Genomic DNA, 26,231 nt, shown 5'->3' on the forward strand with positions numbered 1-26,231 from the left:
GCCGGACTCTAGCAATGCGTCAGCCGCTGAGATCCTCCGCGAGCTTCGTCAGGATCTCGACCGCCTGCCGGTGGCCCACCTCCCGGGCGCGGCTGATCACCGGTGCGAGCCTGGCCACGGCCTGCTTGCGCCGGCCGAGACGCCCCTCCAGCGTCGCCGCGATCCGCGCGGACTCGGCGTACTTCCCGAAGGTCTGATCGCCGCCGACGCGCCACGCGGCGATCGCCGCCTCGGCGGCGGCGAGGGCCTCCTCGTGGCGGCCCGCGGCGCGCAGCACCCGGCCCCGCAACTCGGCGTTGTAGCCGGTCTCCGGCCATCGCCGGTAGCGGTGGCCAGGTTCGTCGACCTCCTCGGCGGCCTCGTTGACCTCGTCGGCACGGTCCAGGTACGCGAGAGCCTGCGCGAACCCCTCGGCACCGCGGTTGAGCGCGGCCGTGGCGCCCTCGCGCAGCGCGACTTCGAGGGCCGCCGGGTTGGGCCCCTCGGCGTTCGCGGCGACGGCGCGGTCCACGGCCTTCGACGCCTCGTCCGGCATCCCGGCCTGGAACAGCGCCCCGGCCAGCTCGCACACGACCAGCGTGCGCGCGGGGCTCGGGCTCGAGTCCGCCATGTACTCGGCGAGCCGGGCGAGCACCTCGGCCGCCGCCTGGGGCTCGCCCTCCTCCTTCAGCGCCATGCCGAGGTCGAGCCGGAGCTGCCAGCGCTCCTCCCGCTCCATGCGCTCCTCGGCCGGTTCGTCGAGCACGGACTCGAGCACGGCCACCGCGTCCACCCGCCGGTCCGCGGCCAGCAGCGCCTGGCCGAGCTCCGCGCGGGTACGCACCGCGCCGAGCTCGTCGCCGGCCCGGTCGTACCGGGCGGCCGCCGTGGTCAGATGGGCGATCCCGGCGGCTCTGTCCCCTGCCCGCATGCGGTTGTGTGCCAGGCTCTGCAGGATGACGGCCTCGGCCGCCGCCTCGGGGGGCCACTCGGCGAGCGCGCGGTGCAGTGCCGCGAGGCCTTCGTCGAGCCGACCGAGGGCGGTCAGCAGCCGGCCCTGCTGCAGCAGCACGGGAGCCAGGGCCCAGGGCCGATTCGCCGCTTCGAGCAGCGGGATCGCGATCTCGAGCTGTCCGAGCGCCGGTTCGAGCCGCCCGGTGCCGGCCATCGCCTCGGCCGCCGTCACCGCCGCGGTGGCGACGCTGACCGGTACGCCGAGCCGGATCGCGTCCGCGCGGTAGGCCTCCACCTCCCGCTCGAACACGGCCAGGGCCGCCGAGCCGCCGGCGGACCGGTCCTCCCGGCCCAGGACGGCGGCGTGCAGGTCGTCCAGGGCCGCGGCGGCCCGGTTCCGGCGGACCGTCAGGTACTCGGTCGCGGAGATGGATTCCGAGGCCTGGTACTCCTCGGCCGTGGCGAGCAGGCCGTCCAGCTCCGTCCACAGCGCCTCCCCGCCGTCCTGCGCGGCGCGGGACGCGAGCCATGCGGCGCGGGCCCGCCGTGCCACGGCCCGGCCCGGTTCGCCGGCCTCCTCGTAGAGGTCCGCCGCCGCGCGCACCTGCGCCGCCGCCTCGGCCCAGGCGCTCTCGCGGATGAGCGGTGCGGCGGCGTGCTCGGCGAGTTCCGCCCGGAGCACGCCGTCGAGATCCGCCTCCTTCTGCGCACGCTCGGCGACGGCGTCCCACAGGTCGCCGGACGTCGGCTTACCGGTCTTGGCTGCCTCCCGCGCCTCGGCCAGCAGCTCTCCGAAGTCCTCCGGTACTTCGTGCCCGGCCGGCGCCGTGGCCGGGGAGGCCGTCGTGGCCGCGGCGGCCGGCGCGGCCGTCAGCGGCGTGACCCGCACGCCGAGCGGCAGGGGCTCGCTCGTCAACGCCGTCCCCGCGCACCGGGCGCGGTGCGTGTCGCCGACGTGCGTGGTCCCGTTGCGTTCGTCGAAGCGGCGCGCCAGCTCGTCCGACTCCGCGATCAGCTCGGCGAGCAGCGAACCCGCGGTGTGCGTCCCGCCGCCGGGGCCGGGCACCGGCACGTCGGCGTGGCCGTCCGCCGCCAGCTCCGCCAGCAGGACGCGGATTCCCTGGAGGAACGAGAGCCGGTCTGCCGGGCTCATCGGCGCGTCGAACCGGCCGCGGTTCTCCGCGAGCAGTTCCAGGCCGCGCGCCGCGTTGCCGGTGCGCGCGAGGAACTCCAGATGCCGGCCGACCTCGCTGTTCATCGAGACCTTGCCGCGCGTCTGCCGGTAGCCCGTCCGGTGCGCCGCGGCGGCCTCCTCCAGCCGACCCGTCCGGACCAGCGAGAACAGCGCGTGGGAGACCGTGGCGGCGGGCTCCTCCGCGCAGCCGAGCTTGCCGTCCAGCACCGGCTGCCAGGCGCGCAGGGCCCGCTCGTCGTCGCCGCGCTGCGCCCAGTAGATCCCCCGGTTGCGCGCTTCGCAGGCTTCGCAGTCGCTGAACTCGTCGCGCGGCCTGGACGCCCACAGCTCGTACGCGAAGTCGAGGTCGACGCCGGTGTGGGTCGCCAGATGCATGCGCGAGGTGTACACCGCGCTCAGCGGCTTGTCCGCCGCCGAGTAGTACGTCCTCATGTGCGCGATCCAGCCCTCGATCGTGGCCAGCGGCATCTCCGGGAGGGCCAGCAGCGACGTGGTGATCCACTTGAAGCACCAGAACATCCGGTGCGTGGCCCACTCGTCGAACGCCTCGGGCTTCTCCTCGCGCAGCTTCAGGATCCTGCTGAACAGGACCGGCGCCTTCGGGATCTCGCCGCCGTACTCGTAGGCGCCCAGCAGTTCGAGCATCGCGTAGGCGTACGCCTCGTCGTGGCCGAGCCGTTCCGCGGCGTCGACGAGCTCTTCCGTCCGCGCGGTCCTCGCCGTGCCGTACGGCTCTTCGCGCATCTGTTGCAGCGCGTCGAATATCTGCTGCTCCGGCATCGCGTTCTGTTCGCCGCTCACCGCTCGTCCTCCGTGCCCTGTCCCGAATCGTGGGTCGCGTGCTCCAGCAGCCCGAGGAACGCGCGGTTGAGCTGCGCGTGCTCCGAGGGACGCAGCGGGCGCCGGCTCAGCAGCAGCGCCTGGCCGTACAGCCCTTCGACGGCCGTCTCGGCCAGATGCGTGTCGGCGATCGCGGCGACGCGGCGCACCAGCGGGCACTGGTGGTTCAGCACGAGCTGGGCCCGCGGTGCGGCCGAGCGCAGGGCGCCGAGGATGTCGGCCCAGAGCCCGTCCGAAGCGGCCTCCTGCTCCGCGCGGCGCCGCTCGTGCCTGGCTTCGCGGTTGTCGATCAGCAGCGCCGGCACCGTCACCGGGTGGAAGCTGCGCAGCGCCACGTCGCAGCCGTAGCCGTCCACGACCTTCCTGGCCAGCGCGAGGAACCGGGCCGCGGCCAGTTCGACGGCCGGATCCACGCTGTCCAGGTGCGCGGTGACCGTGTCCGGGTCGAGGTCCAGCACCGAGGTGCCCGGGCGCAGGTCGGGCAGCCGGCGCACCAGGTCGCGATCGTAGGCGTAGCCGCCGTTGACCACGCCGAGCCCGGCCGCCGCGGCGATCGAGGAGACCTGCCGGAACTCCTCCACGGTCTGGGTGACCAGGATCGTCGGGTGGCTGCGGCTGAACTCGTCGAGCGTGACGGAGCCGTCCGTGGTCTCGAACGGCAGCCACGGCAGCAGGGCGCGCAGCAGTTCGTCGTCGTAGCGGGCCAGGGCCTTGACCGCGAGGTGGTGCGCGGACAGGAAGCGGCCGAGCAGGGCCGGATCGCTCGCGGCGAGCCCGGCCAGCCAGTCCCGCAGGCGGGTGCCGAGCGCCTCCCGGACCGCGGCCAGGGATTCGTCCTCGTACAGTGCCTCGCGCGAGGCCGTCGGGCGCAGCCCGTCCGAGTCCACGACGCAGCGCACGAAGAAGGCCCAGTCCGGCAGCAGTTCGGCCGCCTGGTCGGAGACCAGCATGCCCTTGAGGTGCACGCGGTGGCCCGCCTTGCGGCTCGGCGGAGCCGAGGTCGGCAGCACGTAGGCGACGCCGCGCAGTCCGACGAGCGGGATGTCGAGGTCGATCACGTCCAGCGGCTCGAACTCGAACAGTTCGCGGCAGTGCGCGTCGAGCGCCTCGCGCCGGGCGCGCGGCGAGGCCTGCGGCCGGTCCCAGACCGCCGGGGTGTCGCTGATCGGGACCGGGATTCCGTCCGAGCCGGTGAGCGTGACGGGGTAGCGCAGCAGCCTGCCGTAATGCCGGGCGAGCTCGGCCAGCCGGGCCGCACCGAACCACTCCTCGGCGCCCGGCCGCGGCACGAGGGTGACCGTCGTGCCCGGCTCGATCCCGGCCCCGGCCGGCAGCGTCCGGATGGCGTAGCGGCCGTCCGCGTACCCGTGCCACTGCACCGCGGGCGCCTCCGGATCGCGCGCCGAGCGGGTGACCACTGTGATCTCGTCGGCGACGACGAAGCAGGCCAGCAGGCCGATGCCGAACTGCCCGACGAATTCCGAGCGCGCCTCGATCAGCCCGTCGGCGTCCCGCTTGGAGCTGCGGCCGATGGTGGCGAGGAACCGGTGCACCTCGTCCTCGGTCAACCCGACACCCGAGTCCGTGACGGTGAGCCGGTCGCCGACCCGGATCTCCACGGCGGCGGGCGCCGCCGGGTCCAGCAGCCGCCGCGCCGTGATCGCGTCCACCGCGTTCTGCATCAGCTCCCGGATGTAGACGCGGGGACTGGAGTAGAGGTGGTGCGAGAGCAGGTCGACCATGCCGCGCAGGTCGACCTGGAAGGTATGCGCGGGTTCGGGTTCGGGCACGACGAGACCTTCTTCGGGCGGTGGGACGGCTGCCGGTCAGGCGCCGGCGCGCTTGTACGCGGTGTTGCGGAACCGGGTGTAGAGGTCGATCGGATCCCCGGAGTAGTAGTTCCACCCGGTGGCCACGCCCTCGGTGATCTCGAACGCCGCCTTGGCCTGCGGCCACATCTCGGCGTAGTAGAAGGCCAGCGCGAACATGTTCGGCCCGAAATAGGGATTGCGCGGACACGAGTAGTCGGCTCGGAAGACGCTCCGCTCGGCGGCCTCGAGCAGTTCGGCACGCGATTCGGCCGACTTGACGAAGTCGCGCTCCCCGGTGTCCTTGGGCAGGTCGAGGTAGTGCTCGACGTACGAGACGGCCACGAGCTCGCCGAGGACGTCGCCGTACGGACCGCGCATTGCCTCGGTCGCGAACTCGTGCATCGACTCGTGCGAGCCGAACCATTTCTTGTGCAGGTAGGTGTGCATCCGGCGGTACGCGCCGGCGTGTCCGGGCACGCGGTTGATCGTGGACTCGAAGCGCTGCTGCTGGGCCTCGCGTCCGACCTGCAGCCCGATGCCCGACTGGAGCAGGCCGAACCAGCCGATCGAACTGTCCGGGTCGAGTTCGATCGACGCGTAAAGGTGCTCCTCGGCGGCGCGCAGGATCTCGTGGAAGCGCCGGAACTGGTCCTGGGAAACGTGCTGGGCGCGCTTGGCGGTCCGCACCGCCCAGCCGGCGTTGATCAGGTGCATGCCGAGCGCGGCCTGTGCGATCGGATCGTCACCGGCATCCTTGAGCGTCTCGGGCAGCCAGTCGCCGAGCAGGCCGGCATCCGCGCACACACCGGAGATGAGCGCCCCCTGGTCGTAGCCGGCGAAACCGGCGAAGCCGGCCCGCAGCGCGGTCCAGTCGCGCGCCTCGGCCAGCTTGAGCAGCGCGACGAGATCGGCGTCCCCGCCGCCGCGCAGGGTGCGCGCCTCGGGCAGGCCGGGGAGCGCCTTCGCGGCCGATGGAGCAGGGGGCGCCGAGACCGTCGGCCGGCCCGCCGCGGCCGAAGCGCTCTTCTTCTTGCCCAGCCCGAATATGGGCATAAGCCGACCCCTCCGCCACGCTCTGCGCCCTGATGGTCGCCCGATCCTACTGAGGCGCCCAGGGGAGAGCAAACTGCTGATATGGCGTCAGATCAGTTCCGCACGCGCAGCGACATCAGCACGCGCCAGGCCGCGATCCAGGTCAGGCAGGCGCCGGTCATGTGCAGCAGGACCATCCAGGCGGGCAGCCCGGCGAAGTACTGCGTGTAGCCGATGACGCCCTGGATGATCAGGACCGCGAACATGTCCCGCACGGCGCGCACGCTCTCCGGCCGGGCGTCGGCCGCCTTCAGGGCGAACCAGAGCGCCACCGTCAGGCCGACGACGATGAAGACCAGGTCGGCGTGCGCCTGGGTGATGTCGAGGGCCTTGAACGGCAGGCGCTTGCTGGCGTCACTAGCGCCAGCGTGCGGGTCGGTGCCGGTGACGAGGGTGCCGATGGCGACGACGGCGCCGGTCGCGGTGACGAGTACGCGGCCGAGCCAGAGGATCTCGCGGCGGGTGAGCAGTTCGAGGGGGCCGTCGCCCTCGCGGGAGCGGATCCACAGCACGTACGAGACGGCGATCATGCCCATCGAGATGCACATGTGCGCGGCGACCCATTCCGGAGCCAGCTTCGTCAGCACGGTGATGCCGCCGACGACCGCCTGGAGCACCACGCCGAGGAACAGCATCCAGGACAGTTTCACCAGGACCGGCCGGCGCGGCCTCTGGAACATCGCGGCCAGGATCGCCGCGCCGACGGCCGCCGAGACCGCGTAGGTCAGCATGCGGTTCGAGAACTCGATGACGCCGTGGTAGCCGAGCGTCGAGACCGGCACGACCGAGCCGCCGGTGCACTCCGGCCACGTCGGGCAGCCCAGGCCCGAGTTCGTCAGCCGCACCGCGCCGCCGGTGATCACGATCAGCGTGTTGGCCAGCAGCGCGGCGAAGCACGCCCACTCGACCTGCTTCGGCGTCGGGCTCCAGCGAATGAAGCGGCGCCCGACCTGCTCCCCGGACTCGCGCGCTGCCGGGATTCTCGTCTCCTGCTGGGTCACGACCCGCCTACTCCCACTTGAAGAACCGGGCCGCGCCCGCGACCGCCACGACCGTCCAGACGGCCAGGATGCCCACCGGGCCCCAGGGCATCGCCGAACCGCTCTGCAGCACCTCGCGCAGTCCGTCGGTCAGCGCGCTGATCGGCAGGAACTGCAGCACGGACTGCGCGCCGTGGCCGAACTTGCTCAGCGGCACGACGACGCCGCCGAGGCCGATGAAGACCAGGAACATGAAGTTGGCCACGGCCAGCGTCGCCTCGGCGCGCACCGAGCCGGCGAGCCACAGCGCGAGGCCGCTGAACGCGGTCGTGCCCAGCGCGAGCAGCACCAGCACGGCCAGCGGATCGCCGTGCGGCGACCAGCCCATGGCCAGCGCGATCCCGATGAGCAGCACCAGCTGCACGCACTCGACCATCAGGATGCTGAGCGCCTTGCCGGCCAGCAGGCCCCAGCGCGGCAGCGGCGTGGCGCCGAGGCGCTTGAGGACGCTGTACCGGCGCTCGAAGCCGGTCGCGATCGCCTGGCTGGTGAACGCCGTGGAGAGCACCGCCATGCCGATGATGCCGGGGGCGTAGTAGTCGATCCGGCTGCCGCCGCCGGTGATCGTGCCGAGCGGCTCGGCGGCGAACGCGATCAGCATCAGAGCCGGGATGATGATCGCGAGCAGCAGCTGCTCGCCGTTGCGCAGCAGCAGCTTCGTCTCGAAGCGCGCCTGCGCCAGCACCATCCGCGGCACGGGGGCGGGGCGCGGGTCCGGCCGGAAGGAGCCGGGCGCGCCGAGCGGCCGCTCGTCCGCGGCCTCGATCTGCTTGGTCAAGGTTTCGGCACTCATCTCAGCGCAGCTCCCGTCCGGTCAGGTCCAGGAAGACGTCCTCGAGGCTGCGCTGCTCGATCTGCAGGTTGCGCGGCATGATGCCGAGGCTCGCGCACCACGCCGTCGTCGCCGCCAGGGTATCCGGGGTGATCTCGCCGGTCACGCGGTAGCCGCCCGGGAACGGCTCGGCCGCCTGCGCGGGCGCCACCGCGATCGCCAGCGCCGTCAGGTCCAGGCCGGCCGGCGCCTCGAAGCGGATCGAGTCCTGCTCGCGCGTCGTGTCGGCCAGCCGCTGTGGCGAATCACACGCGATGACCCGGCCGCTGTCGATGATCGCGACCTTGTCGGCCAGCCGCTCCGCCTCGTCAAGCAGGTGCGTGGTGAGCACGATGGTCACCCCGTCGCCGCGCAGCTGCTCGATCAGCTCCCAGGTCGCGTGCCTGGCCTGCACGTCGAGACCGGCGGTCGGCTCGTCCAGGAACACCAGCTCGGGGCGTCCGACCACGGCGAGAGCGAGCGAGAGCCGCTGCTGCTGGCCGCCGGACAGCCGCCGGTACGGGGTCCGGCCGCAGGAGTCGAGCCCGAGCCGTTCGGCCAGCTCGTCCGCGTTCAGCGGGTTCGCGTAGAGGCTCGCGACGTGCCGGAGCATCTCCATCGCTCGAACGGCCTGGTAGACGCCGCCCGACTGGAGCATCACGCCGATCCGGGGGCGCAGCTTCGGCGCGTCGGCGATCGGGTCCAGGCCCAGCACGCGCACCCGGCCGCCGTCCGGCCTGCGATATCCCTCACACACCTCGATCGTGGAGGTCTTGCCCGCGCCGTTGGGCCCGAGCACCGCGGTGAGCCCGCCGCGTTCGACCACGAGGTCCAGGCCCTGGACCGCGGTCTTGTCTCCGTACCGCTTGACCAGGCCGGAGATCTCCACGGCGGCTTCGGTCTGCTGCATGGCGCCGAGTTTACGTGGGGAATCCGTGCGGCCCGGCACCCGGGGCAGCACTTAGGCCACCCTTAGTTGCAGCCCGGAAATGAATAAGCGCACACTGGTGTTGTGAAAAACGTGGCGGCGCTCGAGGAGCAGGAGGAGAGGCAGGCGACCCGTAACCGGGTGGCCCGTTCCATCCTGTCCGAAGGACCGCGCACCGCGGCGGAGCTGGGCATCAGTCTAGGCCTGACCGCGGCGGGTGTCCGCAGGCACCTCGACGCTCTCCTCGCCGAGGGACTCGTGGAGGCCCGCGAGCAGCGGGTGTACGGCCAGCGCCACCGCGGCCGCCCCGCCAAGGTCTTCGCGCTCACCGACCAGGGCCGCGCCGTCTTCCACCACGACTACGACGTGCTGGCCGTCGACGCGCTGCGGTTCATCGCCGAGACGGGCGGCGAGCAGGCGGTCGCGGCCTTCGCCCGGCGCCGCTTCGCCGACCTCGCCGCTCGCTACCAGGGCGTGCTCGCCGAGGCCGACCCCGACCAGCGCCCCCGGCTGCTGGCCGAGGCGCTGACCGCCGACGGCTATGCCGCCTCCACCCGGGAGGCCGAGAACCTCCCCGGCGAGCAGCTGTGCCAGCACCACTGCCCCGTCCAGCACGTCGCCGAGCAGTTCCCGCAGCTGTGCGAGGTGGAGACGCAGGTCTTCGCCGAGCTGCTCGGCACCCATGTCCAACGCCTGGCCACGATCGCGCACGGCGACGGCGTCTGCACCACGTTCATCCCGACGGCCGCCGTCGCGCGCCAGCGTGCGCAAAGCCCGGAGCCGATCCAGTCAGAAGGAGATGCTTCAGCATGACCACCACTCACGACGAGCTCGCCGGCCTCGGCAACTACGAGTTCGGCTGGGCCGACCCGGACGTCGCCGGAGCCACCGCGAAGCGCGGCCTGAACGAGGACGTGGTCCGGGAGATCTCCGCGCTCAAGAACGAGCCGCAGTGGATGCTCGACTTCCGGCTCAAGGCGCTGCGGCTGTTCGAGCGCAAGCCCATGCCGAACTGGGGCGCGGACCTGTCGGGCATCGACTTCGACAACATCAAGTACTTCGTGCGCGCCACCGACAAGCAGGTCACCTCCTGGGACGACCTGCCCGTCGACATCAAGAACACCTACGACAAGCTGGGCATCCCGGAGGCCGAGAAGCAGCGGCTGCTGGCCGGCGTCGCGGCCCAGTACGAGTCGGAGACCGTCTACCACTCCATCAACGAGGACCTCGAGCGCCAGGGCGTGATCTTCCTGGACACCGACACCGCGCTGAAGGAGCACGAGGACCTGTTCCGCGAGCACTTCGCCAGCGTCATCCCGTCCGGCGACAACAAGTTCGCCGCGCTCAACTCGGCGGTGTGGTCCGGCGGCTCGTTCATCTACGTGCCGAAGGGCGTGCACGTGGAGATCCCGCTGCAGGCCTACTTCCGGATCAACACCGAGAACATGGGCCAGTTCGAGCGGACGCTGATCATCGCGGACGAGGGCTCGTACGTGCACTACCTCGAGGGCTGCACCGCGCCGATCTACAGCTCGGACTCGCTGCACTCGGCCGTCGTCGAGATCATCGTGAAGAAGGGCGCCCGCGCCCGCTACACCACGATCCAGAACTGGTCGAACAACGTCTACAACCTGGTCACCAAGCGCGCCGCGGCGCACGAGGGCGCGACCATGGAGTGGATCGACGGCAACCTCGGCTCCAAGGTCACCATGAAGTACCCGGCGGTCTGGCTGCTCGGCGAGCACGCCAAGGGCGAGACGCTCTCGATCGCGTTCGCCGGCCCCGGCCAGCACCAGGACGCGGGCTCCAAGATGGTGCACGCCGCGCCGAACACCTCCTCGACGATCATCTCCAAGTCGGTGGCGCGCGGCGGCGGCCGCACCTCCTACCGCGGCCTGGTGCAGATCCAGGACGGCGCGCACAAGTCGAAGTCGAACGTGAAGTGCGACGCGCTGCTGGTGGACACGATCTCCCGGTCGGACACCTACCCGTACGTGGACGTGCGCGAGGACGACGTGACCATGGGCCACGAGGCCACCGTCTCCAAGGTCTCCGAGGACCAGCTGTTCTACCTGATGAGCCGCGGGCTCACCGAGGACGAGGCCATGGCGATGATCGTGCGCGGCTTCGTCGAGCCGATCGCCAAGGAGCTGCCGATGGAGTACGCGCTCGAACTCAACCGGCTGATCGAGCTGCAGATGGAGGGCGCGGTCGGCTGACCCGCCGCACGCCCCCTCACCCGTCCTCCCGTCAGAAAGATCACTGATGTCGTCACAGCCTGAGCAGACCAAGGGCTCGAGCACCGCGGCGGCCGTGTCCGTCGCGCAGCCGGGCAGCGGAGCGCCGCTGGCCGGTCCCGGCACCGGGCGCACCCACTCCGAGGTGCTCGCCTCCCGCGGCGAGCGGCCCACCTCCTACGACCCGGCCGACTTCGCGCCGCTCACCGGGCGCGAGGAGGACTGGCGCTTCACCCCGCTCAAGCGGCTGGCGAAGCTGCATGAGGCCGACGGGGACGGCGGCGCGCCGGCGGACGGCAGCGACAAGATCGCGCTGCACCTGCCCGAGGGCGCCACGGCCGTGCTGGTCGGCCAGGACGATCCCCGGGTGCGCAAGGCGGGCGCCCCCATCGACCGCACCGCGGCGCTGGCCTTCGCCGCCGTCAAGGACGTCACCGTCGTCACCGTGACGAAGGAGGCCGTGCTCACCGAGCCGGTGCGCCTCGAGGTCAACGCCGAGGGCGGCACCGCGTACGCGCACGTCGTGTTCGACGTGAAGCCGTTCGCCGAGGCCGTCATCGTGCTCGACCACAAGGGCACCGGCGCGCGCTCGGCGAACGTGGACCTGATCGTCGGCGACAGCGCGAAGGTCACGTTCGTCTCCGTGCAGGACTGGGACCGCGACGCGGTGCACCTGGCGCAGCAGAACATCCTCGTCGGCCGGGACGCCACCGTGAAGTCGGTGAACGTCACCTTCGGCGGCGACCTGGTCCGGATCACCCCGAACGTGCGCTACACCGCGCCCGGCGGCGACGCCGAGCTGCTCGGCCTCTACTTCGCGGACGACGGCCAGCACCTCGAGCACCGGCTGTTCGTGGACCACTCGGTGACCAACTGCCGTTCGCACGTGACCTACAAGGGCGCGCTGCAGGGCGCCGACGCGCACACCGTCTGGGTCGGCGACGTGCTGATCCGCGCGGCCGCCGAGGCCACCGACACCTACGAGCTCAACCGCAACCTGCTGCTGACCGACGGCGCCCGCGCCGACTCGGTGCCGAACCTGGAGATCGAGACGGGCGAGATCGTCGGCGCCGGGCACGCCTCGGCGACCGGCCGCTTCGACGACGAGCAGCTGTTCTACCTCCAGGCCCGCGGCATCCCGGAGGCCGAGGCGCGCCGCCTGGTCGTGCGCGGCTTCTTCGCCGACGTGGTGCGGCAGATCGGCATCCCGGAGCTCGAAGAGCAGCTGATGGCGAAGGTCGAGCAGGAGCTTGCGCAGGAGCTGGACCGATGAGCCGTCACGTCGAGCCCGAGTGGGAGGCCGTCGGCAGCGTCGCGGACTTCGAGCCGGACCGGCCGGAGCGCTGCGAGGTGGGCGACGTCGCGGTCATGGTCGTGCGCACCTCCGACGACAGGGTCCACGCGCTGTTCGACACCTGCTCGCACGCCGAGGTCCCGCTCTCCGAGGGAGAGATCGTCGACGGCGAGATCGAGTGCTGGCTGCACGGCTCGACCTTCAACCTGACCACCGGAAAGCCGTCCTGCCTGCCGGCCGTCGACCCCGTCCCCGTATACCCGACCAAGATCGAAGGCGATGTCATCTACGTCGCCACGAATGTGGAGCTGTGATGGCAACTCTGGAAATCCGCGACCTGCACGTCTCCGTGGACGCCGAGGGCGCCCAGAAGGAGATCCTCAAGGGCGTCGACCTGACGGTCCGGCAGGGTGAGACGCACGCCATCATGGGCCCGAACGGCTCCGGCAAGTCCACCCTCGCCTACTCGATCGCCGGCCACCCGAAGTACACGGTGACCAGCGGCCAGGTGCTGCTGGACGGCGAGGACGTGCTCTCGATGACCGTCGACGAGCGCGCCCGGGCCGGCCTGTTCCTGGCGATGCAGTACCCGGTCGAGGTGCCCGGCGTGTCCGTGGCCAACTTCCTGCGCACCAGCGCCACCGCGATCCGCGGCGAGGCCCCGAAGCTGCGCACCTGGGTCAAGGAGGTCAACGCCGCCATGACGCAGCTGCAGATGGACCCGGCCTTCGCCGAGCGCTCGGTCAACGAGGGCTTCTCCGGCGGTGAGAAGAAGCGCCACGAGATCCTGCAGCTCGAACTGCTCAAGCCGAAGATCGCGCTGCTCGACGAGACCGACTCCGGCCTCGACGTGGACGCGCTGCGCGTCGTGTCCGAGGGCGTCAACCGGGTCCGCGCGACCGGCGAGGTCGGCACCCTGCTGATCACCCACTACACCCGGATTCTGAAGTACATCCAGCCGGACTTCGTGCACGTGTTCGCCGCCGGGCGGATCGTCGAGTCGGGCGGCGCCGAGCTCGCGCAGGTGCTGGAGGACGAGGGCTACGAGAAGTACACCGGAATCAAGGAAGTAGCCTGACATGTCGTTGGATGTGGAGCTGATCCGCAAGGACTTCCCGATCCTCGAGCGCAAGGTCGGCGACGGCAAGGCGCTGGTCTACCTGGACTCGGCCGCCTCCTCGCAGAAGCCGCGCCAGGTCATCGACGCGATGAGCGACTACTACGCGCTGCACCACTCGAACGTGCACCGCGGCGTGCACGCGCTGGCCGAGGAGGCCACCGCGCTCTACGAGGGCGCGCGGGACAAGGTCGCCGCCTTCATCAACGCGCCGGACCGCAACGAGGTGATCTTCACCAAGAACTCCTCGGAGGCGCTCAACCTGGTCGCCAGCGTGCTCGGCTGGGCCGGCGAGCCCTACGGCCTCGGCCCGGGCGACCGCGTCGTGATCACGCAGATGGAGCACCACTCCAACATCGTGCCCTGGCAGCTCACCACGCAGCGCTCCGGCGCCGAGCTGGCCTGGCTCAAGCTCACCGACGACGGACGGCTCGACCTGTCCGACCTCGACGAGCTGATCAACGAGAACACCAAGGTCGTCGCGGTCGTGCACGTGTCGAACATCCTCGGCACGCTCAACCCGCTGGACGTCATCGTCCGCCGGGCGCACGACGTCGGCGCGATCGTCGTCGTGGACGCCTCGCAGTCCGCCCCGCACATCCCGCTGGACGTGCAGGCGCTCGGCGCCGACTTCGTCGCCTTCACCGGCCACAAGATGCTCGGCCCGACCGGCATCGGCGTGCTCTGGGGGCGCGCGGAGCTGCTCAACGAGCTGCCGCCCTTCCTCGGCGGCGGCGAGATGGTCGGCACGGTCGACATGGAGGGCTCGACCTACGCGCCGATCCCGCACAAGTACGAGGCCGGCACGATGCCGATCGCCGAGGCCGTGGGCCTCGGCGCGGCCGTGGACTACCTGACCGCGCTCGGCATGGCGAACGTCGCCGAGCACGAGCACGAGATCGTGAGCTACGCGCTGGAGCGCCTTCAGTCGGTCGAGGGCCTGCGCATCATCGGCCCGCAGACACCTGAGGCGCACGGCGCCGCCATCTCCTTCACGCTGGAAGTGGCCGGTCTCGGCGAGATCCACCCGCACGACGTGGGCCAGGTGCTCGACGAGCAGGGCATCGCCGTGCGCGTCGGCCAGCACTGCGCCCGGCCGGTCTGCGTGCGCTACGGAATTCCGGCGACGACGCGAGCGTCTTTCTCGGTGTACACGACGAAGGCGGAGATCGACGCACTCGTCGAGGGCCTCGAGTATGTCAAGCGCTTCTTCGGGGCCTGAGGGACGAGCGAGAGGGGAGATCGACCATGAAGTTGGACTCCATGTACCAGGAGATCATCCTGGACCACTACCGCAACCCGCACCACAAGGGTCTGCGCGACGCCTACGGCGCCGAGGTGCACCACATCAATCCGACCTGCGGCGACGAGGTCACCCTGCGGGTGCACCTGACCGACCCGCAGCGCGGCGAGGACGCCCTGGTCCGGGATGTGTCCTACGAGTCGGCCGGCTGCTCGATCTCCCAGGCCTCGGCCTCGGTGATGTCCGACCTGGTGATCGGCAAGAGCGTCGCCGAGGCGCTGAAGGTGGGCGACGCCTTCCTGGAGCTGATGCAGTCCAAGGGCGAGGCCGAGGGCGACGAGGACGTGCTGGAGGACGCCGTGGCGTTCGCCGGCGTCTCGAAGTTCCCGGCGCGGGTGAAGTGCGCGCTGCTGTCCTGGATGGCGTTCAAGGACGCCGCGGCCCAGGCGCTCGCGACCACGACGAAGGAGACGGAACAGTGAGCGAGCAGACAACCGGCGGCGTGGCCGCGCTGGACGATGTCGAGGAGGCGCTGCGCGACGTCGTGGACCCCGAGCTCGGCATCAACGTGGTCGACCTCGGCCTGATCTACGGCCTGACCGTGGACGAGTCGAACGTGGCGATCATCGACATGACGCTGACCTCGGCCGCGTGCCCGCTGCAGGACGTGATCGAGGACCAGATCCGCACCGCGACCTCGAGCCTGGTCAGCGACTTCCGGGTGAACTGGGTCTGGATGCCGCCGTGGGGGCCGGACAAGATCACCGACGACGGCCGCGATCAGTTACGAGCCCTCGGCTTCAACGTCTGAGAAGCTAACGAAATGAGCCCCGGCCGCTGATGCGCCGGAGGCTGACAAAAAGAGCTACCCGTGCCGCCTCGGTGGGTGAGCGGGTTCTCCGGGCTGCCTTGATCGATACTCACGAAATGAGCCCCCGGCGCCGGGCGGAATCCAGGGGTCCTCGCAACACCTGATGGTCTATGTGGCCTTCAGTAGATCACGCAGGCGCTCGGCTGGGGTATCCCAGCCGAGCGTTTTGCGTGGTCTGCCGTTGAGTTCCTGGGCGACGTGTTCGAGGTCTTCGGGACCGTGGACGGACAGGTCGGTGCCCTTGGGGAAGTACTGGCGCAGCAGCCCGTTGGTGTTCTCGTTCGAGCCGCGCTGCCAGGGGCTGTGCGGGTCGCAGAAGTACACCGGCACGTCGGTGGCGACCGAGAACTGCTTGTGGGCGGCCATCTCACAGCCCTGGTCCCAGGTCAGCGAGCCGCGCAGGTGCGCCGGGAGGGTCCCAATCAGCGACACGAGCACATCGCGGACCTCCTCGGCGGTATGGCCGCCGGGCAGGTGTCCGAGCAGCACGTACCGCGTGGTGCGCTCGACCAGGGTCACGATCGCCGACTCGCTGCGGGTGCCGACGACCAGGTCGCCTTCCCAGTGGCCGGGCACGGCCCGGTCCTCGACCTGCGCGGGCCGCTCGGAGATCATCACCATCGGGTCGGTGAACCGCGGCGTGCGCTGGTCGGGCCGCTGGCGCGGCTTGCGGCGGGTACGGCCGGTGCGCAGCGCCGCGACGACCTCGCGCCGCAGACCGCCGCGGGCCTGGACGTAGATCGCCTGGTAGATCGTCTCAGGGCTCACCCGCATACCCTCGTCGTCGGGAAACTCCTTCACCAAAGCGTGGCAGATCTGCTCCGGCGACCAGCACACGGCGAGCTTCTCGGTGACGAACCGGCGCAGCCGGCCGTCGACGGCGAGCTTGGCGTCCTTGGGCCGGGCGCGGCCGGTGGCCCACGACCGCTGCGCCGCATACGGGCGGTAGACGCCGTCCGCCGACCGCTTGTCCAGCTCACGCTTGATCGTCGAGGCCGGCCGGCCCAGCTGCCGGCCGATCTCCCGCAACGACACGTTCCGACCGTGCAGGTCTGCGATGGTCTCCCGCTCGGCCAGCGTGAGGAACCGCGGATGCAGCTGCGCCTCCAACACGGCCATCGACGGCTCCCGCCGCCCGTCAACATGGGTGGTCACACCCGTTTTGTAGTCCACCCGGCGCCCGTCGGGGTGCAGGCGCGAGTCGCCGATCTTACGGATGCCCTTGTCCCAGTCCCGGGCCGTGCGCTCATTGACACCGACCCGTACCGCGGCATCGCGCCGCCGCACCCCCGAGGCACGCAGCCGGTCGTACTCCGCACGCCCCGGATGCCCATCCCCGCCGGGTTTGCCACGCCCGCGCACACCCGCCTTCCGAGCCCACCCGTAGGCCGTGTTCCGATTCACCCCGACCGCACGTGCCGCCGCCGACACGCTGCCGCCTTCACGATCCAGCGCCTGGAAGAACCGAGCCCTCAACTCCTGAGAAACCACGATCCCCGCAACTCCCTGAACTCCAGGGTGTTGCGGGGATCGCTAGAACCCGCCCCGCCGCGCCGGGGGCTCATTGCTTGACGTGCCGGCGGATCAGATGCGCGCAATGGACTGGATCGCCTGCGTGCAACGGAGGTGCAACCGCGTCGGGACGTGAGCCGCTCGTCGGGTGGAGGTGCAAGCACGTCCGGGGCGTGGACCTGCTCGTCGAATGGTTGCATCCTTAGGCTGCTGCCTGGATCATCAGCGTTGCTCGGGTGGCGGCGGCGAGTGCTTCCTTGTCCGCGGTGCGCTCGAAGGAGTCGAGGGCCGCGTCGGCGAACTTCACCGCGTGCTCGTCGCGGTGGCGGACGGCGCGGTCGAAGGTCTCCTGCGCGTTCCCGGTCTGCGCGATCGCGGCGGCCACGTCTGCGGCCGGCGCCTCGGTGTTGCGGTATGCGGCGGTCACGGCGGCGGTCGCCAGCCAGGCGGCGTCGAGCGAGGGGATCCACAGCCGCTTCGGCAGCGCGGGGAGGGTGCGGAGCACGGCGTTCGGGGCGGTCGAGGCGTGCACGAGCATGACCGGGTTGCCCTGTCCGCGCCGCAGATAGTCGCGCACGGCGGCGTCCGCGACAGCCGCGAGCAGGTCGGCCGCCTGCTCGGGCGTCCCGGGAGTGCGCAGGGCCTCGAACGCGGCGGACCAGCCGGGCGTCTCGCCGAGCTGGCTCATCCGGTAGCCGATGCTGATCGACTGGTTCGCCACGCTCGGCACCGCCGCCAGTGCCGACGCGGCCGCCGCGTCGCCCGAGCGCGGGGGAGTGGCGACCTCCAGCGGCTTGGCCAGCGCGGCCCAGTAGCCGAGCGCGTGGGCGAACTCCTCGAGCCGTGGACCTGCGCTGATCTCCTGCGACGGCTCCTCGGCCAGGAGCGCGCGGACGCAGTGCCCGACCCGGATCACGCCGTGCGTCGCGCCGCCGACGATGCCCGGCAGCAGCCGAGGCCACCACTCGGCGAGCAGGTCACGCCACGGACGCAGCCGCACTTCGCGCTGCATATAGGCGATCCAGTCCATCGCGCGCTTCCGATCGCCCAGCGCCTCGCGCCAGTTCTCGCCGGTCACCGGGTTCAGGCCGCGCGGCGGCTCGTCCAGGCGCGCGCCGTACCAGTCGATCCACGCGTGCACCTCGCGCTCGTGGCCGTGCCGGACCATCGCCTCGACGGCCATGGGCCCGTGGTTGCTCAGGGCGCCGTCGAACTCGGGACCGGTCGCGTGGAAGCGCTGATAGGCCTCTTCGAGGATTCCGGACATGGTTCCGCCTTCCTTCGTGTGGTGGGACGAAGCTGGCCCAGGACGGTGCCGCCGAGGGCGAGGAGCAGGCCGAGGATCTGCAGGGGGCTGAGATGCTGGCCGAGCGCCAGCCAGCCGATCACGGCGGCGCAGACCGGGCTCAGCAGGCTGAGGAAGGACAGCGCGGTCGGCGCGAGCGCCGCCGTGCCGCGGAACCAGAGCCAGTAGGCCAGCAGGGTGTTGATCCCGGCCAGGTAGAGGTAGCCGCCGAGGTTGACCGCCGTCAGGTGGCTCGGCAGCCCCTCGGACAGCAGGGCCGCCGGGGCCAGGAGCAGCCCGCCGAAGGCCAGCTGCCAGCCGGTGAACGCGAGAACGCTCACGCCGGCTGGGCGCCCCCAGCGCTTGCCGAGCACTATTCCGGTGGCCATCGCGGCGGCGCCGCCGAGCCCGGCGGCCACGCCGAGCGGATCCGGCCGCACGACCGCCTGGAGTACGACGAGCGCGACGCCGCCGACGCCCACCGCTCCGGCCAGCAAGGTCAGCCGGCTCGGCCGCTGCCGCAGGACCGGCACAGACAGCCCGGCGACGATCAGCGGCTGAATCGCGCCGAGCACCGCCGCCATGCCGCCCGGCAGCCGGTACGCGGCGACGAAGAGCAGCGCGAAGAACGCGCCGATGTTCAGCGTTCCGAGCACGGCCGCGCGCCACCACCACCCGCCGCTCGGCAGCCTGCGCGTCGCGGCGAGCAGCAGGAGCCCGGCGGGCAGAGCGCGCACCGTGGCCGTGAGCAGCGGCTCGCCCGCGGGCAGCCACTGGGTGGTCACCGCATACGTACTGCCCCAGGTCAGCGGGGCGATCGCGGTGGCGGCGGTGATGCGCGTCCGGTAAGCTTGCATGCAAGTAGCTTAGTGCTAAGCAACTTAGCTGGCAACTACTTAGCGCTGAGATTGCCTGGCATAATGGATCCATGGCCCCCGAAGACTCCGCACTGCGCGCCGTGCCGGCCGACGCCGTCGACCGGATCACCGCGCAATGGCACCAGGAGCGCCCCGACCTGGATACCGAGCCGATGGCCGTGTTCGGCCGGATCTACCGGCTCTCCCGCGCGATGGGCGAGCGGGTCGAGCAGACCTACGCCCGCTTCGGGATCGGCCGCGGCGAGTTCGACGTGCTCGCCGCGCTGCGCCGCTCCGGCGAGCCCTTCTCGCTCTCGCCGACCTCGCTCGCCGAGTCGCTGATGCTGACCACCGGCGGGATGACCGGCCGGCTGGACAAGCTGCAGAAGGCCGGCCTGGTCGCGCGCTGCCCCGACCCGAACGACCGCCGCGCGCTCAAGGCGTGCCTGACCGACAAGGGCCGGGCCGTGGTGGACGAGGCGGTCGCGGCCGGCCTCGAGGTGCAGAGCGAGGCGCTCGGCCACCTGCCGGCGGCCGACCGCTCGGTGCTCGCCGACCATCTCCGGGCCCTGCTCTCAGCGCTCGAATAGGCACGGGCCCCGCCGGGCCATCACTCCTTCGGGTGCTCGCGCGGAATGTCTCCCCGGCCGCGGCGCGCCGCCGCGGACGATGGACGGCATGGAAACGAAGCCCGAGGTCTCCGTCGGCATCCCCCGTCAGCTGTGGAACCGTGTCGAACTGGCCGCGCGGGACGAGCGCGTGCCGGTCGCCGCGATGGTCGAGGAGGCGATCAACCAGCACCTTTCCTGCCGGGCCCGGCTGCGCACGGTCGCGTCGTGGGCCGGTGAGGAGGCCGGCGTCGAGTTCGGGGAGCCGAGCTGCAGCTGAGCCCTGGCAACGGCCCGTCAGCCGCGGAAGGTCCTGCGGTAGGCCGAGGGCGAGGTTCCGACGGCGCGCGTGAAGTGGTGCCGGAACGTCGCCGGGTCGGCGAACCCGACGGCCGCGCCGACCTGCTCGATCGACGTGTCGCCCGTCTCCAGCAGCTCACGCGCGGCCGCCAGCCGCTGATGCACGAGCCAGCGCAGCGGGGACGTGCCGGTCGCCCTGGCGAAGTGCCGCAGGTAGCTGCGGTCGGAGAGGTTCGCGACCCGCGCGAGCTCGGCCACCGTGATCGGCCTGGCGAGATTGTCCAGCGCCCAGTCGAGCGACCGGGCAATGCCGTCGCCCCCGGCGCGCGTGCGCACCACCGGCTCGATGAACTGCGCCTGGCCGCCGTCCCGGTGCGGGGGCAGCACGAGCCGCCTGGCCACCGCGTTCGCCACCGCCGCGCCGTGGTCCAGGCGAATCAGGTGCAGGCACAGGTCGAGCCCGGCCGCGCTGCCCGCGCCGGTCAGCACCTGTCCTTCGTCCACGTAAAGGACATCCGGATCCAGCCGCACCTTCGGGAAGCGCCGGCGGAACACGTCCGCGTACCGCCAGTGGGTCGTCGCGCCGAGCCCGTCCAGTAGCCCGGCCTCGGCCAGCGCGAAGGCACCCGAGCAGATCGACACGATCCGCGCGCCGCGCTCGTACGCTGCGCGCAGGGCCGTGATCAGCCCCGACGGAATCTCGCCGCGCACGTCGGGCACAGCGGTCACGATGACCGTCTCGGAAGCCGCGAACTCGTCCATCCCGTGCTCGGCAGCCACGCTGAATCCGCCCAGCGCACGCAGCGGTCGCTGCGTCTGCGCGCACGCCTTGAACTCGTACCACGGCACGTCCAGCTCGGGCCTCGGGAGCGCGAAGACCTCGGTCACGCACCCGAGTTCGAACGCCGACATCCCGTCGAACAGGTACGCGGCGACGGTCGGCCGGTGCGCGACCAGGCGAGGTGCGTCGAGCGGTGTGGACATGGCGAGATCTTAGCGAACCCTGGCGTTTCCGCCACTTCTGGCGGCAGTGCGGATTCGCGATCCTGGACGCATGCAGACGACAGCCATCGAACACTTCGAAGCCAAGCTCGCCTACGAGACCGACGTCGCCGACGTGCACGTCGCCATGGAGACCGGCGAGCCCGGCTTCGTCCTCGTCGACTCGCGCTCGCGCGAGGCCTGGGACCAGGGGCACGTCCCCGGCGCGATCCACCTGCCCACGCGCGAGGTGGCGCGGCGCGCGGCCGAGTTGATCCCGCCGGGCACAGCCGTCGTCACCTACTGCTGGGGGCCCGGCTGCAACGGCGCGACGAAGGCCGCGCTCGAGTTCGCCAGGCTCGGCTATCCGGTCCGCGAGATGATCGGCGGCTTCGAGTACTGGGTCCGCGAGGGCAACGACTTCGAGAAGGGGGAGTGCGGCTGCTGAACCGCGGCGGCGCTACGCGTACGTGCGCGGCACCTCCGTGGGCAGCGGGTGGTCGGGTTCGAGGCCGGGCAGGCCGTCGATGCTCTTGTCGTTGACCTCGGCCACCCGCTGCGCCCACTCCTCCGGGGCCCTGCGGCCGTGCATCGTGTCCAGCACCGGCCGCTCGCCCTTGAGCTCCATGTACGGGACCGCATAGCCGCACGACGACTGGGTGCTCTCGACGTCCACCACGACCAAGCCGCGCAGTCCCGGGTGCTCCAGGTTGAAGTGCGGCGCGAAATCGCGGAACTCCGGGTCGTCCGGGCGCACGTAGCGTCCGGTGCCGTACAGCCGGACGATGTTGGACTCGCGGTCGAACGAGCAGAACATGATCGTGATCCGCGGGTTCTCCCGCAGATGCGCCTTCGTCTCGATGCCGCTGCCGAACAGCTCCAGATACGCGAACGTATGCGCGTCGAGCGCCTTGAACGTGTCGACGTATCCCTTCGGCGAGACGTTCACACGGCCGTCGCCGGCCGGAGCGGTCGCGACGAAGAACATGTTCTGCCGCTCGATGAACTTCAGCAGCTTCGGAGTGATCTCCTCGTAGTACGTGGCCATCGCTCGTTCCCCCTTCAGGCGATCTCGGTGGGGCGGACCATGATCTCGTTCACGTTCACGTGGCGCGGCCGGGTGACCATGTAGCCGATGGCGTCCGCGAGGTCCTGCGCGTCGAGCAGTTCGAAGCCGTCCTGGCGGCCGCGGATCTGGGCCAGGATCTCCGGGCGGTTCGCCTCCTGCAGTTCGGTGCGCGTCGCGCCGGGCTCGATCACCGAGACGCGCACGTGCTTGGCGGCGAGCTCCTGCCGCATCGATTCGCTGAGCGCGCCGACGCCCCACTTCGTGAGGTTGTAGACCTGGCTGCCCGGCCGCACCGAGCGGCCGCCGATCGAGCTCACGTTCACCAGGTCGGAGACCCGGCGCGGTCCGTTCCCGGCGGCCTCGATCAGGTGCGGCAGCGCGGCGTGCGTGCAGTAGAGCAGGCCGAGGACGTTGAGGTCGACCATCCGCTTCCAGTCCTCGAGGCTGGCCTCGGCGCTCGGGCCGAGCAGCATCACGCCCGCGTTGTTGACCAGGATGTCCAGCCGGCCGTGCCGTTGCACGGTCTGCGCCACGACGTCCTGCGCGGCGGACTCCTCGGTGATGTCCGCGACGATCGCGCTCGCCGAACCGCCGGCCGCCTCGATCCCGGCCACCAGTTCGTCGAGCCGGTCCTTGCGCCGCGCGACGGCCACGACGTGCGCGCCCAGCGAGGCCAGTTCGGCCGCCGTGGCCTGGCCGATTCCGCTGGACGCCCCCGTCACCAGCGCCGCGCAGCCGGAAAGCTTGTCAGTCATCGCATGTCCCCTCGGTAGGATCCGACTCGGCACTTCGGATCCTACCGAGCAGGTCGCGCCCGGGCCGGGGATATGACGCGCTATCGATCAGGTCCGCTCAGCCGAGCCGGGCGACGAGCAGGGCCACGTCGTCCTTCCAGGGACCGTCCGGCCGGTTCGCGGCGAGCAGTTCGTCCGCGACCGTGTCCAGCTTCTCCTCACGCTGCCCGTCGAGCACCGCGCGGCACCGGTCGAGTCCCTTGTCCAGGTTGTTGTCCAGGCTCTCCAGCAGGCCGTCGGTGCACAGCATCAGCACCGAGCCCGGCGTATAGGGCACAGTCCAGACCGGGAAGTCGTACTCCTCCAGCACGCCCAGCGGCACGCCCGGCTCGTTGTGGTGCACCGCGCACTTGTCCGGCACGATCGCGAGCACCGGCGGGATGTGCCCGGCCCGGCTGACCGCGATCGTGCGCCGCTCCGGGTCGATCAGCGCGAGCAGGCAGGTGGCGAACAGCGGGTTCTCCGCGTCCTCGTTCACCTCGCAGACGAAGGCGTTCGCCCGCTGCATCAGCACGCTGACGTCGGAGCTCTGCCCGGCGTAGGCCAGCAGTGTGGTGCGCAGCCGGTACATCATGCCCGCGGCCTGCACGTTGTGCCCCTCGACGTCGCCGATGATCAGCAGCGTCGTGCCGTCCACGCAGTGCACGGAGTCGAACCAGTCGCCGCCGACCTGGATACCGGTGGTCGCCGCCTCGTACCGGTGCGCGAGCTCCACGCCCGGCCCGGGCCGCAGCGCGCGCGGCAGCATGCCGCCCTGCAGCGCCATCGCCAGCGCGAGCTCGATGTCGTGGATCCTGGCCCGGTGCACGGCCTGGCCGATCGCGCTGGCCGCGAGCACCAGGAAGGCCCGCTCCGACGCGTCGAAGCTGCGCGGGCCGTCGAAGCCGATCATGCAGACACCGCGCATCCGCGGCACTCCCCCTATCGGGATCACCGCCGAGGAGACCGCGCCCGTCGCGCGCATCGCCTCCACCGACTGCGGGAAGCGGCGCCGCAGCTCCGCCGCCTCCGTGAAGAACAGCGGGTCGCCGGTCGCCGCGGCCGTGCGCACCGGCCCGTCAGGGCCGATCCGCACCCGGCCGGCGGCCATCCCCAGGTCGCCGGCCTCCAGGATCACCTCGGCGGGCTGGCCCGCGTCCGTCACCAGCAGCCCGGCCGCGCCGAGCGCGGGCAGCGCGGAGGTGACCGCGGTGCGCAGCTCGGCGAGCGAGCCCGCGCTGGCCAGCCCGGCCGTCACCTCCTGCATGCGGGCCGCGACCGCGGCCCGGCGCAGCGCCTCGAGCTCGGCGGCGCGCCGCTCGGTGACGTCGATGATGATCCCCATCATCCGGCTCGGCGCCCCGGTCGCCGGGTCGGCGATGATCCGGCCGCGCGTCTCCAGGGTGCGTATGCGCTCGTCCGGCAGCTGCACGCGGTACTCGAAGACGTAGTCGCCCACCCGCGCGAGCAGCGGGTCGAGCAGCGCAAGCAGGTCCTCGACGTCCTCCGGGGGGACCTGGCCGAGAAAGGCCTCGAAGCGCAGCCCGGGATCGGGTTCGAGGCCGTGCAGCTGGTAGGTCTGCTCGTCGCAGATCACCTCGCCGCTGCCCAGCACCCAGTTGTAGAAGCCCGCGGCGGCGTCGAAGCCGCTCGGGGTGAAGCCCAGCTCGTCCCAACCTCCGTTGCCGCCCGGCCGGGCTAGCGAAGCGCCGGGCCGTTCCCGTCTGCCGTGCCCTGGTTCGCGCTGAGCGCCGACCGGTCGGGCGCCGCCGTTCGGGGGCAGCGTGGCCACCCCGCCCGGGCCTTCGGCCGCGCGGGGTTCGCTCGCGGATGGCGTCATCGACCGCCTCCTCGTTTTCCGCTGACAGCCATACGGTAGCCGCATCGTCGCCCTCCGGCGTCGTTTTTCGGGAAGAAACAGGTCTCGGGAGTGGAAAATCGGGCGCCGTACGGCGCCCCCGGACACGCTCCGAGCGCTGCTACCGGCGCCGGGTCGAACGCGCTAGCGTGGAATTTCTCATGAGCCGTCAGATTCCGGCGCCCGGCGCCGCCCCCTTCGCCGCGCCGGGGTCGGCCGACGCCTCCGCGACGCCGCTGCCCGGCGCCTGGCCGGTGCTCGGACACGCGCCGGCGCTGCTGCGCGATCCCCTGTCGCTGCTCGCCTCGGCGGGCCGGCTCGGGCCGGTGACGATCGCCCGGCTCGGCCCGGTGCGCGCGTACCTGGTGACCGACCCCGGCCTGATCCGCGAGATCCTGGTGCGGGACGCGGCGGACTACGACAAGGGCTTCCAGTTCGACACCCTCAGGTCCCTGATCGGCGACGGAGTGGGAACCTCGAGCGGGGCCGCGCACCGGAGGAACAAGAGGCTGCTGCGCTCCGCGTTCGACCACGCGGCCGTGGAGCGGTACGCGGCCGAGATGGCCGTGCAGACCGCCGCCTACCTGGAGGCGCGCTGGAATCCGGCCGCGTCCGCGGGATCGGTCCTGGACGCGGCGGCCGAGATGCGGATGCTGGCGATGCGCCTGGTCACGCACTCGATGTCCGGTTCCGGGGTGGACGCGGACGAGGTCATGTCCTCGCTCCCCGAGTTGCTCTCCGGCGCCGGCCGCAGGGCCCTGCTTCCGATCAGGACCCTGGAGAAGCTGCCCACGCCGGGGAACCGCCGCTTCGAGCAGTCGCTCGCCGCGGTGCACGCGGTGGCCGACGGTATGGTCGCCCGGCATCGCGAGCGCGCCGCCGCCGCCGGGGGAGCGGAGCATCGGCCGACGCTGCTGTCCATCCTGCTCGCGGCCGTGGACGAGGAGGGCGCCGGCCTCACGGACATCGAGGCGCACGACGAGATCATGACCCTGCTGCTGGCCGGCACCGAGACCGTCGCCGGCGTCCTGGCCTGGGCGCTGCACCTGCTCGCCGAGGATCCCGCGCTGCAACAGCGGATCCGCGACGAAGTGCTCGAAGTCACCGAGGGCCGCGCGGCAAGCGTCGCCGACATGCGAAGGCTCGACCTTACCGAGCGTTTCGCGAAGGAGATCCTGCGCCTCTATCCGCCGGGTTGGATTCTCGGCCGCCGGCCGCTGCACGACGTACGGTTGTACGACACGCTCGTGCCCGCGCGCAGCCAGGTCCTGCTGAATTTCTACGGCCTGCACCGGGATCCCATCGCGTTCCCCGACCCGGACCGCTTCGACCCGGACCGCTGGATCGACGCCGACCCGGAACTCCTCGCGGCCTCCTACCTGCCCTTCGGCATGGGCCCGCGCGGCTGCCTCGGCGAGGGCTACGCGTGGACCGAGATCTACAGCGTGCTCTGCGAGGTGCTCTCCCGCTACCGCCTCGAGTCCGAGCCCGGCACCCGGGTGCGCGCCGTCGCCCGCACGACGCTGCACCCGGACACCGTGCCGCTGCGGCTGACCGCGCTCGGCTGAGCGGGACG

The 26,231-nt window shown here is 71.6% G+C and carries 25 protein-coding genes; 12 read left to right on the forward strand and 13 right to left on the reverse strand.

Going from position 1 to position 26,231, the window contains the following annotated elements; translation table 11 throughout:
- Positions 1-19: 19 nt before the first annotated feature.
- The 6 genes from KDK95_RS02950 to KDK95_RS02975 all read right to left on the reverse strand — a co-directional run bounded on the left by KDK95_RS02950 (position 20) and on the right by KDK95_RS02975 (position 8,632).
- Positions 20-2,929, reverse strand: coding sequence for a tetratricopeptide repeat protein (locus KDK95_RS02950; protein ID WP_212516403.1), 2,910 nt, complete (start codon positions 2,927-2,929; stop codon positions 20-22).
- Positions 2,926-4,758: an HSP90 family protein gene (locus KDK95_RS02955; protein WP_307844108.1), complete on the reverse strand. Its 1,833-nt coding sequence runs from the start codon at positions 4,756-4,758 to the stop codon at positions 2,926-2,928. The genes KDK95_RS02950 and KDK95_RS02955 overlap by 4 nt, the downstream gene beginning before the upstream one ends.
- Before the next feature lie 36 nt (positions 4,759-4,794).
- Entirely contained in the window at positions 4,795-5,832 is a 1,038-nt protein-coding gene (locus tag KDK95_RS02960) for a hypothetical protein (RefSeq protein WP_212516404.1), read from the reverse strand.
- Between the two features lie 92 nt (positions 5,833-5,924).
- Positions 5,925-6,872: a COX15/CtaA family protein gene (locus KDK95_RS02965; protein ID WP_212516405.1), complete on the reverse strand. Its 948-nt coding sequence runs from the start codon at positions 6,870-6,872 to the stop codon at positions 5,925-5,927.
- 7 nt (positions 6,873-6,879) lie between these two features.
- The gene (locus tag KDK95_RS02970; protein WP_212516406.1) at positions 6,880-7,704 is read right to left on the reverse strand and encodes an ABC transporter permease; all 825 of its coding nucleotides are present in this window, start codon (positions 7,702-7,704) and stop codon (positions 6,880-6,882) included.
- A gap of 1 nt (position 7,705) precedes the next feature.
- The gene (locus tag KDK95_RS02975) at positions 7,706-8,632 is read right to left on the reverse strand and encodes an ABC transporter ATP-binding protein (RefSeq protein WP_212516407.1); all 927 of its coding nucleotides are present in this window, start codon (positions 8,630-8,632) and stop codon (positions 7,706-7,708) included.
- A gap of 102 nt (positions 8,633-8,734) precedes the next feature.
- On the opposite strand from KDK95_RS02975, the gene KDK95_RS02980 reads away from it, so the two are divergent.
- The 8 genes from KDK95_RS02980 to KDK95_RS03015 are packed head-to-tail and all read left to right on the forward strand — an operon-like array spanning position 8,735 to position 15,352.
- Positions 8,735-9,463: a helix-turn-helix transcriptional regulator gene (locus KDK95_RS02980; RefSeq protein WP_212516408.1), complete on the forward strand. Its 729-nt coding sequence runs from the start codon at positions 8,735-8,737 to the stop codon at positions 9,461-9,463.
- A complete protein-coding gene (gene sufB, locus KDK95_RS02985) occupies positions 9,460-10,869 on the forward strand; it encodes a Fe-S cluster assembly protein SufB (protein WP_212516409.1) in 1,410 nt (469 codons plus the stop codon). Before KDK95_RS02980 ends, sufB begins: the two co-directional genes overlap by 4 nt.
- Before the next feature lie 46 nt (positions 10,870-10,915).
- Complete coding sequence (gene sufD, locus KDK95_RS02990) at positions 10,916-12,160, forward strand: Fe-S cluster assembly protein SufD (protein ID WP_212516410.1); 1,245 nt, start codon at positions 10,916-10,918, stop codon at positions 12,158-12,160.
- Positions 12,157-12,495: a non-heme iron oxygenase ferredoxin subunit gene (locus tag KDK95_RS02995; RefSeq protein WP_212516411.1), complete on the forward strand. Its 339-nt coding sequence runs from the start codon at positions 12,157-12,159 to the stop codon at positions 12,493-12,495. The genes sufD and KDK95_RS02995 overlap by 4 nt, the downstream gene beginning before the upstream one ends.
- Positions 12,495-13,259, forward strand: a complete 765-nt coding sequence (gene sufC, locus KDK95_RS03000) for a Fe-S cluster assembly ATPase SufC (RefSeq protein ID WP_212516412.1) — start codon at positions 12,495-12,497, stop codon at positions 13,257-13,259. Before KDK95_RS02995 ends, sufC begins: the two co-directional genes overlap by 1 nt.
- A gap of 1 nt (position 13,260) precedes the next feature.
- Positions 13,261-14,520 carry a cysteine desulfurase gene (locus KDK95_RS03005; protein WP_282971202.1) on the forward strand — a complete coding sequence of 420 codons (1,260 nt, stop codon included), beginning with the start codon at positions 13,261-13,263 and terminating at the stop codon, positions 14,518-14,520.
- A 26-nt stretch (positions 14,521-14,546) separates the two neighbouring features.
- Positions 14,547-15,023 carry a Fe-S cluster assembly sulfur transfer protein SufU gene (sufU, locus tag KDK95_RS03010; RefSeq protein ID WP_212516413.1) on the forward strand — a complete coding sequence of 159 codons (477 nt, stop codon included), beginning with the start codon at positions 14,547-14,549 and terminating at the stop codon, positions 15,021-15,023.
- Positions 15,020-15,352 (forward strand): metal-sulfur cluster assembly factor, encoded by a 333-nt coding sequence (locus tag KDK95_RS03015; RefSeq protein ID WP_212516414.1) that lies wholly within the window; start codon positions 15,020-15,022, stop codon positions 15,350-15,352. Before sufU ends, KDK95_RS03015 begins: the two co-directional genes overlap by 4 nt.
- A gap of 168 nt (positions 15,353-15,520) precedes the next feature.
- Here the strand turns inward: KDK95_RS03015 and KDK95_RS03020 are convergent, their stop codons facing one another.
- The 3 genes from KDK95_RS03020 to KDK95_RS03030 form a co-directional block, all read right to left on the reverse strand.
- Positions 15,521-16,699: an IS30 family transposase gene (locus KDK95_RS03020; protein ID WP_212516453.1), complete on the reverse strand. Its 1,179-nt coding sequence runs from the start codon at positions 16,697-16,699 to the stop codon at positions 15,521-15,523.
- Between the two features lie 427 nt (positions 16,700-17,126).
- Positions 17,127-18,191, reverse strand: coding sequence for a questin oxidase family protein (locus KDK95_RS03025; RefSeq protein WP_212516415.1), 1,065 nt, complete (start codon positions 18,189-18,191; stop codon positions 17,127-17,129).
- A complete protein-coding gene (locus KDK95_RS03030; RefSeq protein ID WP_212516416.1) occupies positions 18,122-19,066 on the reverse strand; it encodes an EamA family transporter in 945 nt (314 codons plus the stop codon). Before KDK95_RS03030 ends, KDK95_RS03025 begins: the two co-directional genes overlap by 70 nt.
- 71 nt (positions 19,067-19,137) lie before the next feature.
- Between KDK95_RS03030 and KDK95_RS03035 the strand changes: the two genes are divergently transcribed.
- Positions 19,138-19,656 carry a MarR family winged helix-turn-helix transcriptional regulator gene (locus KDK95_RS03035; protein ID WP_212516417.1) on the forward strand — a complete coding sequence of 173 codons (519 nt, stop codon included), beginning with the start codon at positions 19,138-19,140 and terminating at the stop codon, positions 19,654-19,656.
- Between the two features lie 88 nt (positions 19,657-19,744).
- Positions 19,745-19,954 carry a hypothetical protein gene (locus tag KDK95_RS03040; protein ID WP_212516418.1) on the forward strand — a complete coding sequence of 70 codons (210 nt, stop codon included), beginning with the start codon at positions 19,745-19,747 and terminating at the stop codon, positions 19,952-19,954.
- A gap of 17 nt (positions 19,955-19,971) precedes the next feature.
- Here KDK95_RS03040 and KDK95_RS03045 read toward each other — a convergent pair whose 3' ends face one another.
- Positions 19,972-20,958 (reverse strand): helix-turn-helix domain-containing protein, encoded by a 987-nt coding sequence (locus KDK95_RS03045; RefSeq protein ID WP_212516419.1) that lies wholly within the window; start codon positions 20,956-20,958, stop codon positions 19,972-19,974.
- A 70-nt stretch (positions 20,959-21,028) separates the two neighbouring features.
- On the opposite strand from KDK95_RS03045, the gene KDK95_RS03050 reads away from it, so the two are divergent.
- A complete protein-coding gene (locus KDK95_RS03050; RefSeq protein ID WP_212516420.1) occupies positions 21,029-21,403 on the forward strand; it encodes a rhodanese-like domain-containing protein in 375 nt (124 codons plus the stop codon).
- A 12-nt stretch (positions 21,404-21,415) separates the two neighbouring features.
- Here the strand turns inward: KDK95_RS03050 and KDK95_RS03055 are convergent, their stop codons facing one another.
- The 3 genes from KDK95_RS03055 to KDK95_RS03065 all read right to left on the reverse strand — a co-directional run bounded on the left by KDK95_RS03055 (position 21,416) and on the right by KDK95_RS03065 (position 24,637).
- Positions 21,416-22,003: a pyridoxamine 5'-phosphate oxidase family protein gene (locus tag KDK95_RS03055; RefSeq protein WP_212516421.1), complete on the reverse strand. Its 588-nt coding sequence runs from the start codon at positions 22,001-22,003 to the stop codon at positions 21,416-21,418.
- Positions 22,004-22,017: 14 nt separating this feature from the next.
- Positions 22,018-22,779, reverse strand: a complete 762-nt coding sequence (locus KDK95_RS03060) for an SDR family oxidoreductase (protein ID WP_212516422.1) — start codon at positions 22,777-22,779, stop codon at positions 22,018-22,020.
- Positions 22,780-22,876: 97 nt separating this feature from the next.
- Positions 22,877-24,637 carry a SpoIIE family protein phosphatase gene (locus KDK95_RS03065; RefSeq protein WP_212516423.1) on the reverse strand — a complete coding sequence of 587 codons (1,761 nt, stop codon included), beginning with the start codon at positions 24,635-24,637 and terminating at the stop codon, positions 22,877-22,879.
- Positions 24,638-24,816: 179 nt separating this feature from the next.
- On the opposite strand from KDK95_RS03065, the gene KDK95_RS03070 reads away from it, so the two are divergent.
- Positions 24,817-26,223: a cytochrome P450 gene (locus KDK95_RS03070; protein WP_212516424.1), complete on the forward strand. Its 1,407-nt coding sequence runs from the start codon at positions 24,817-24,819 to the stop codon at positions 26,221-26,223.
- The last annotated feature ends 8 nt before the right edge of the window (positions 26,224-26,231 follow it).

The sequence above is a fragment of the Actinospica acidithermotolerans genome (genome assembly GCF_018139625.1).
In the GTDB taxonomy this organism is placed as follows: domain Bacteria; phylum Actinomycetota; class Actinomycetes; order Streptomycetales; family Catenulisporaceae; genus Actinospica; species Actinospica acidithermotolerans.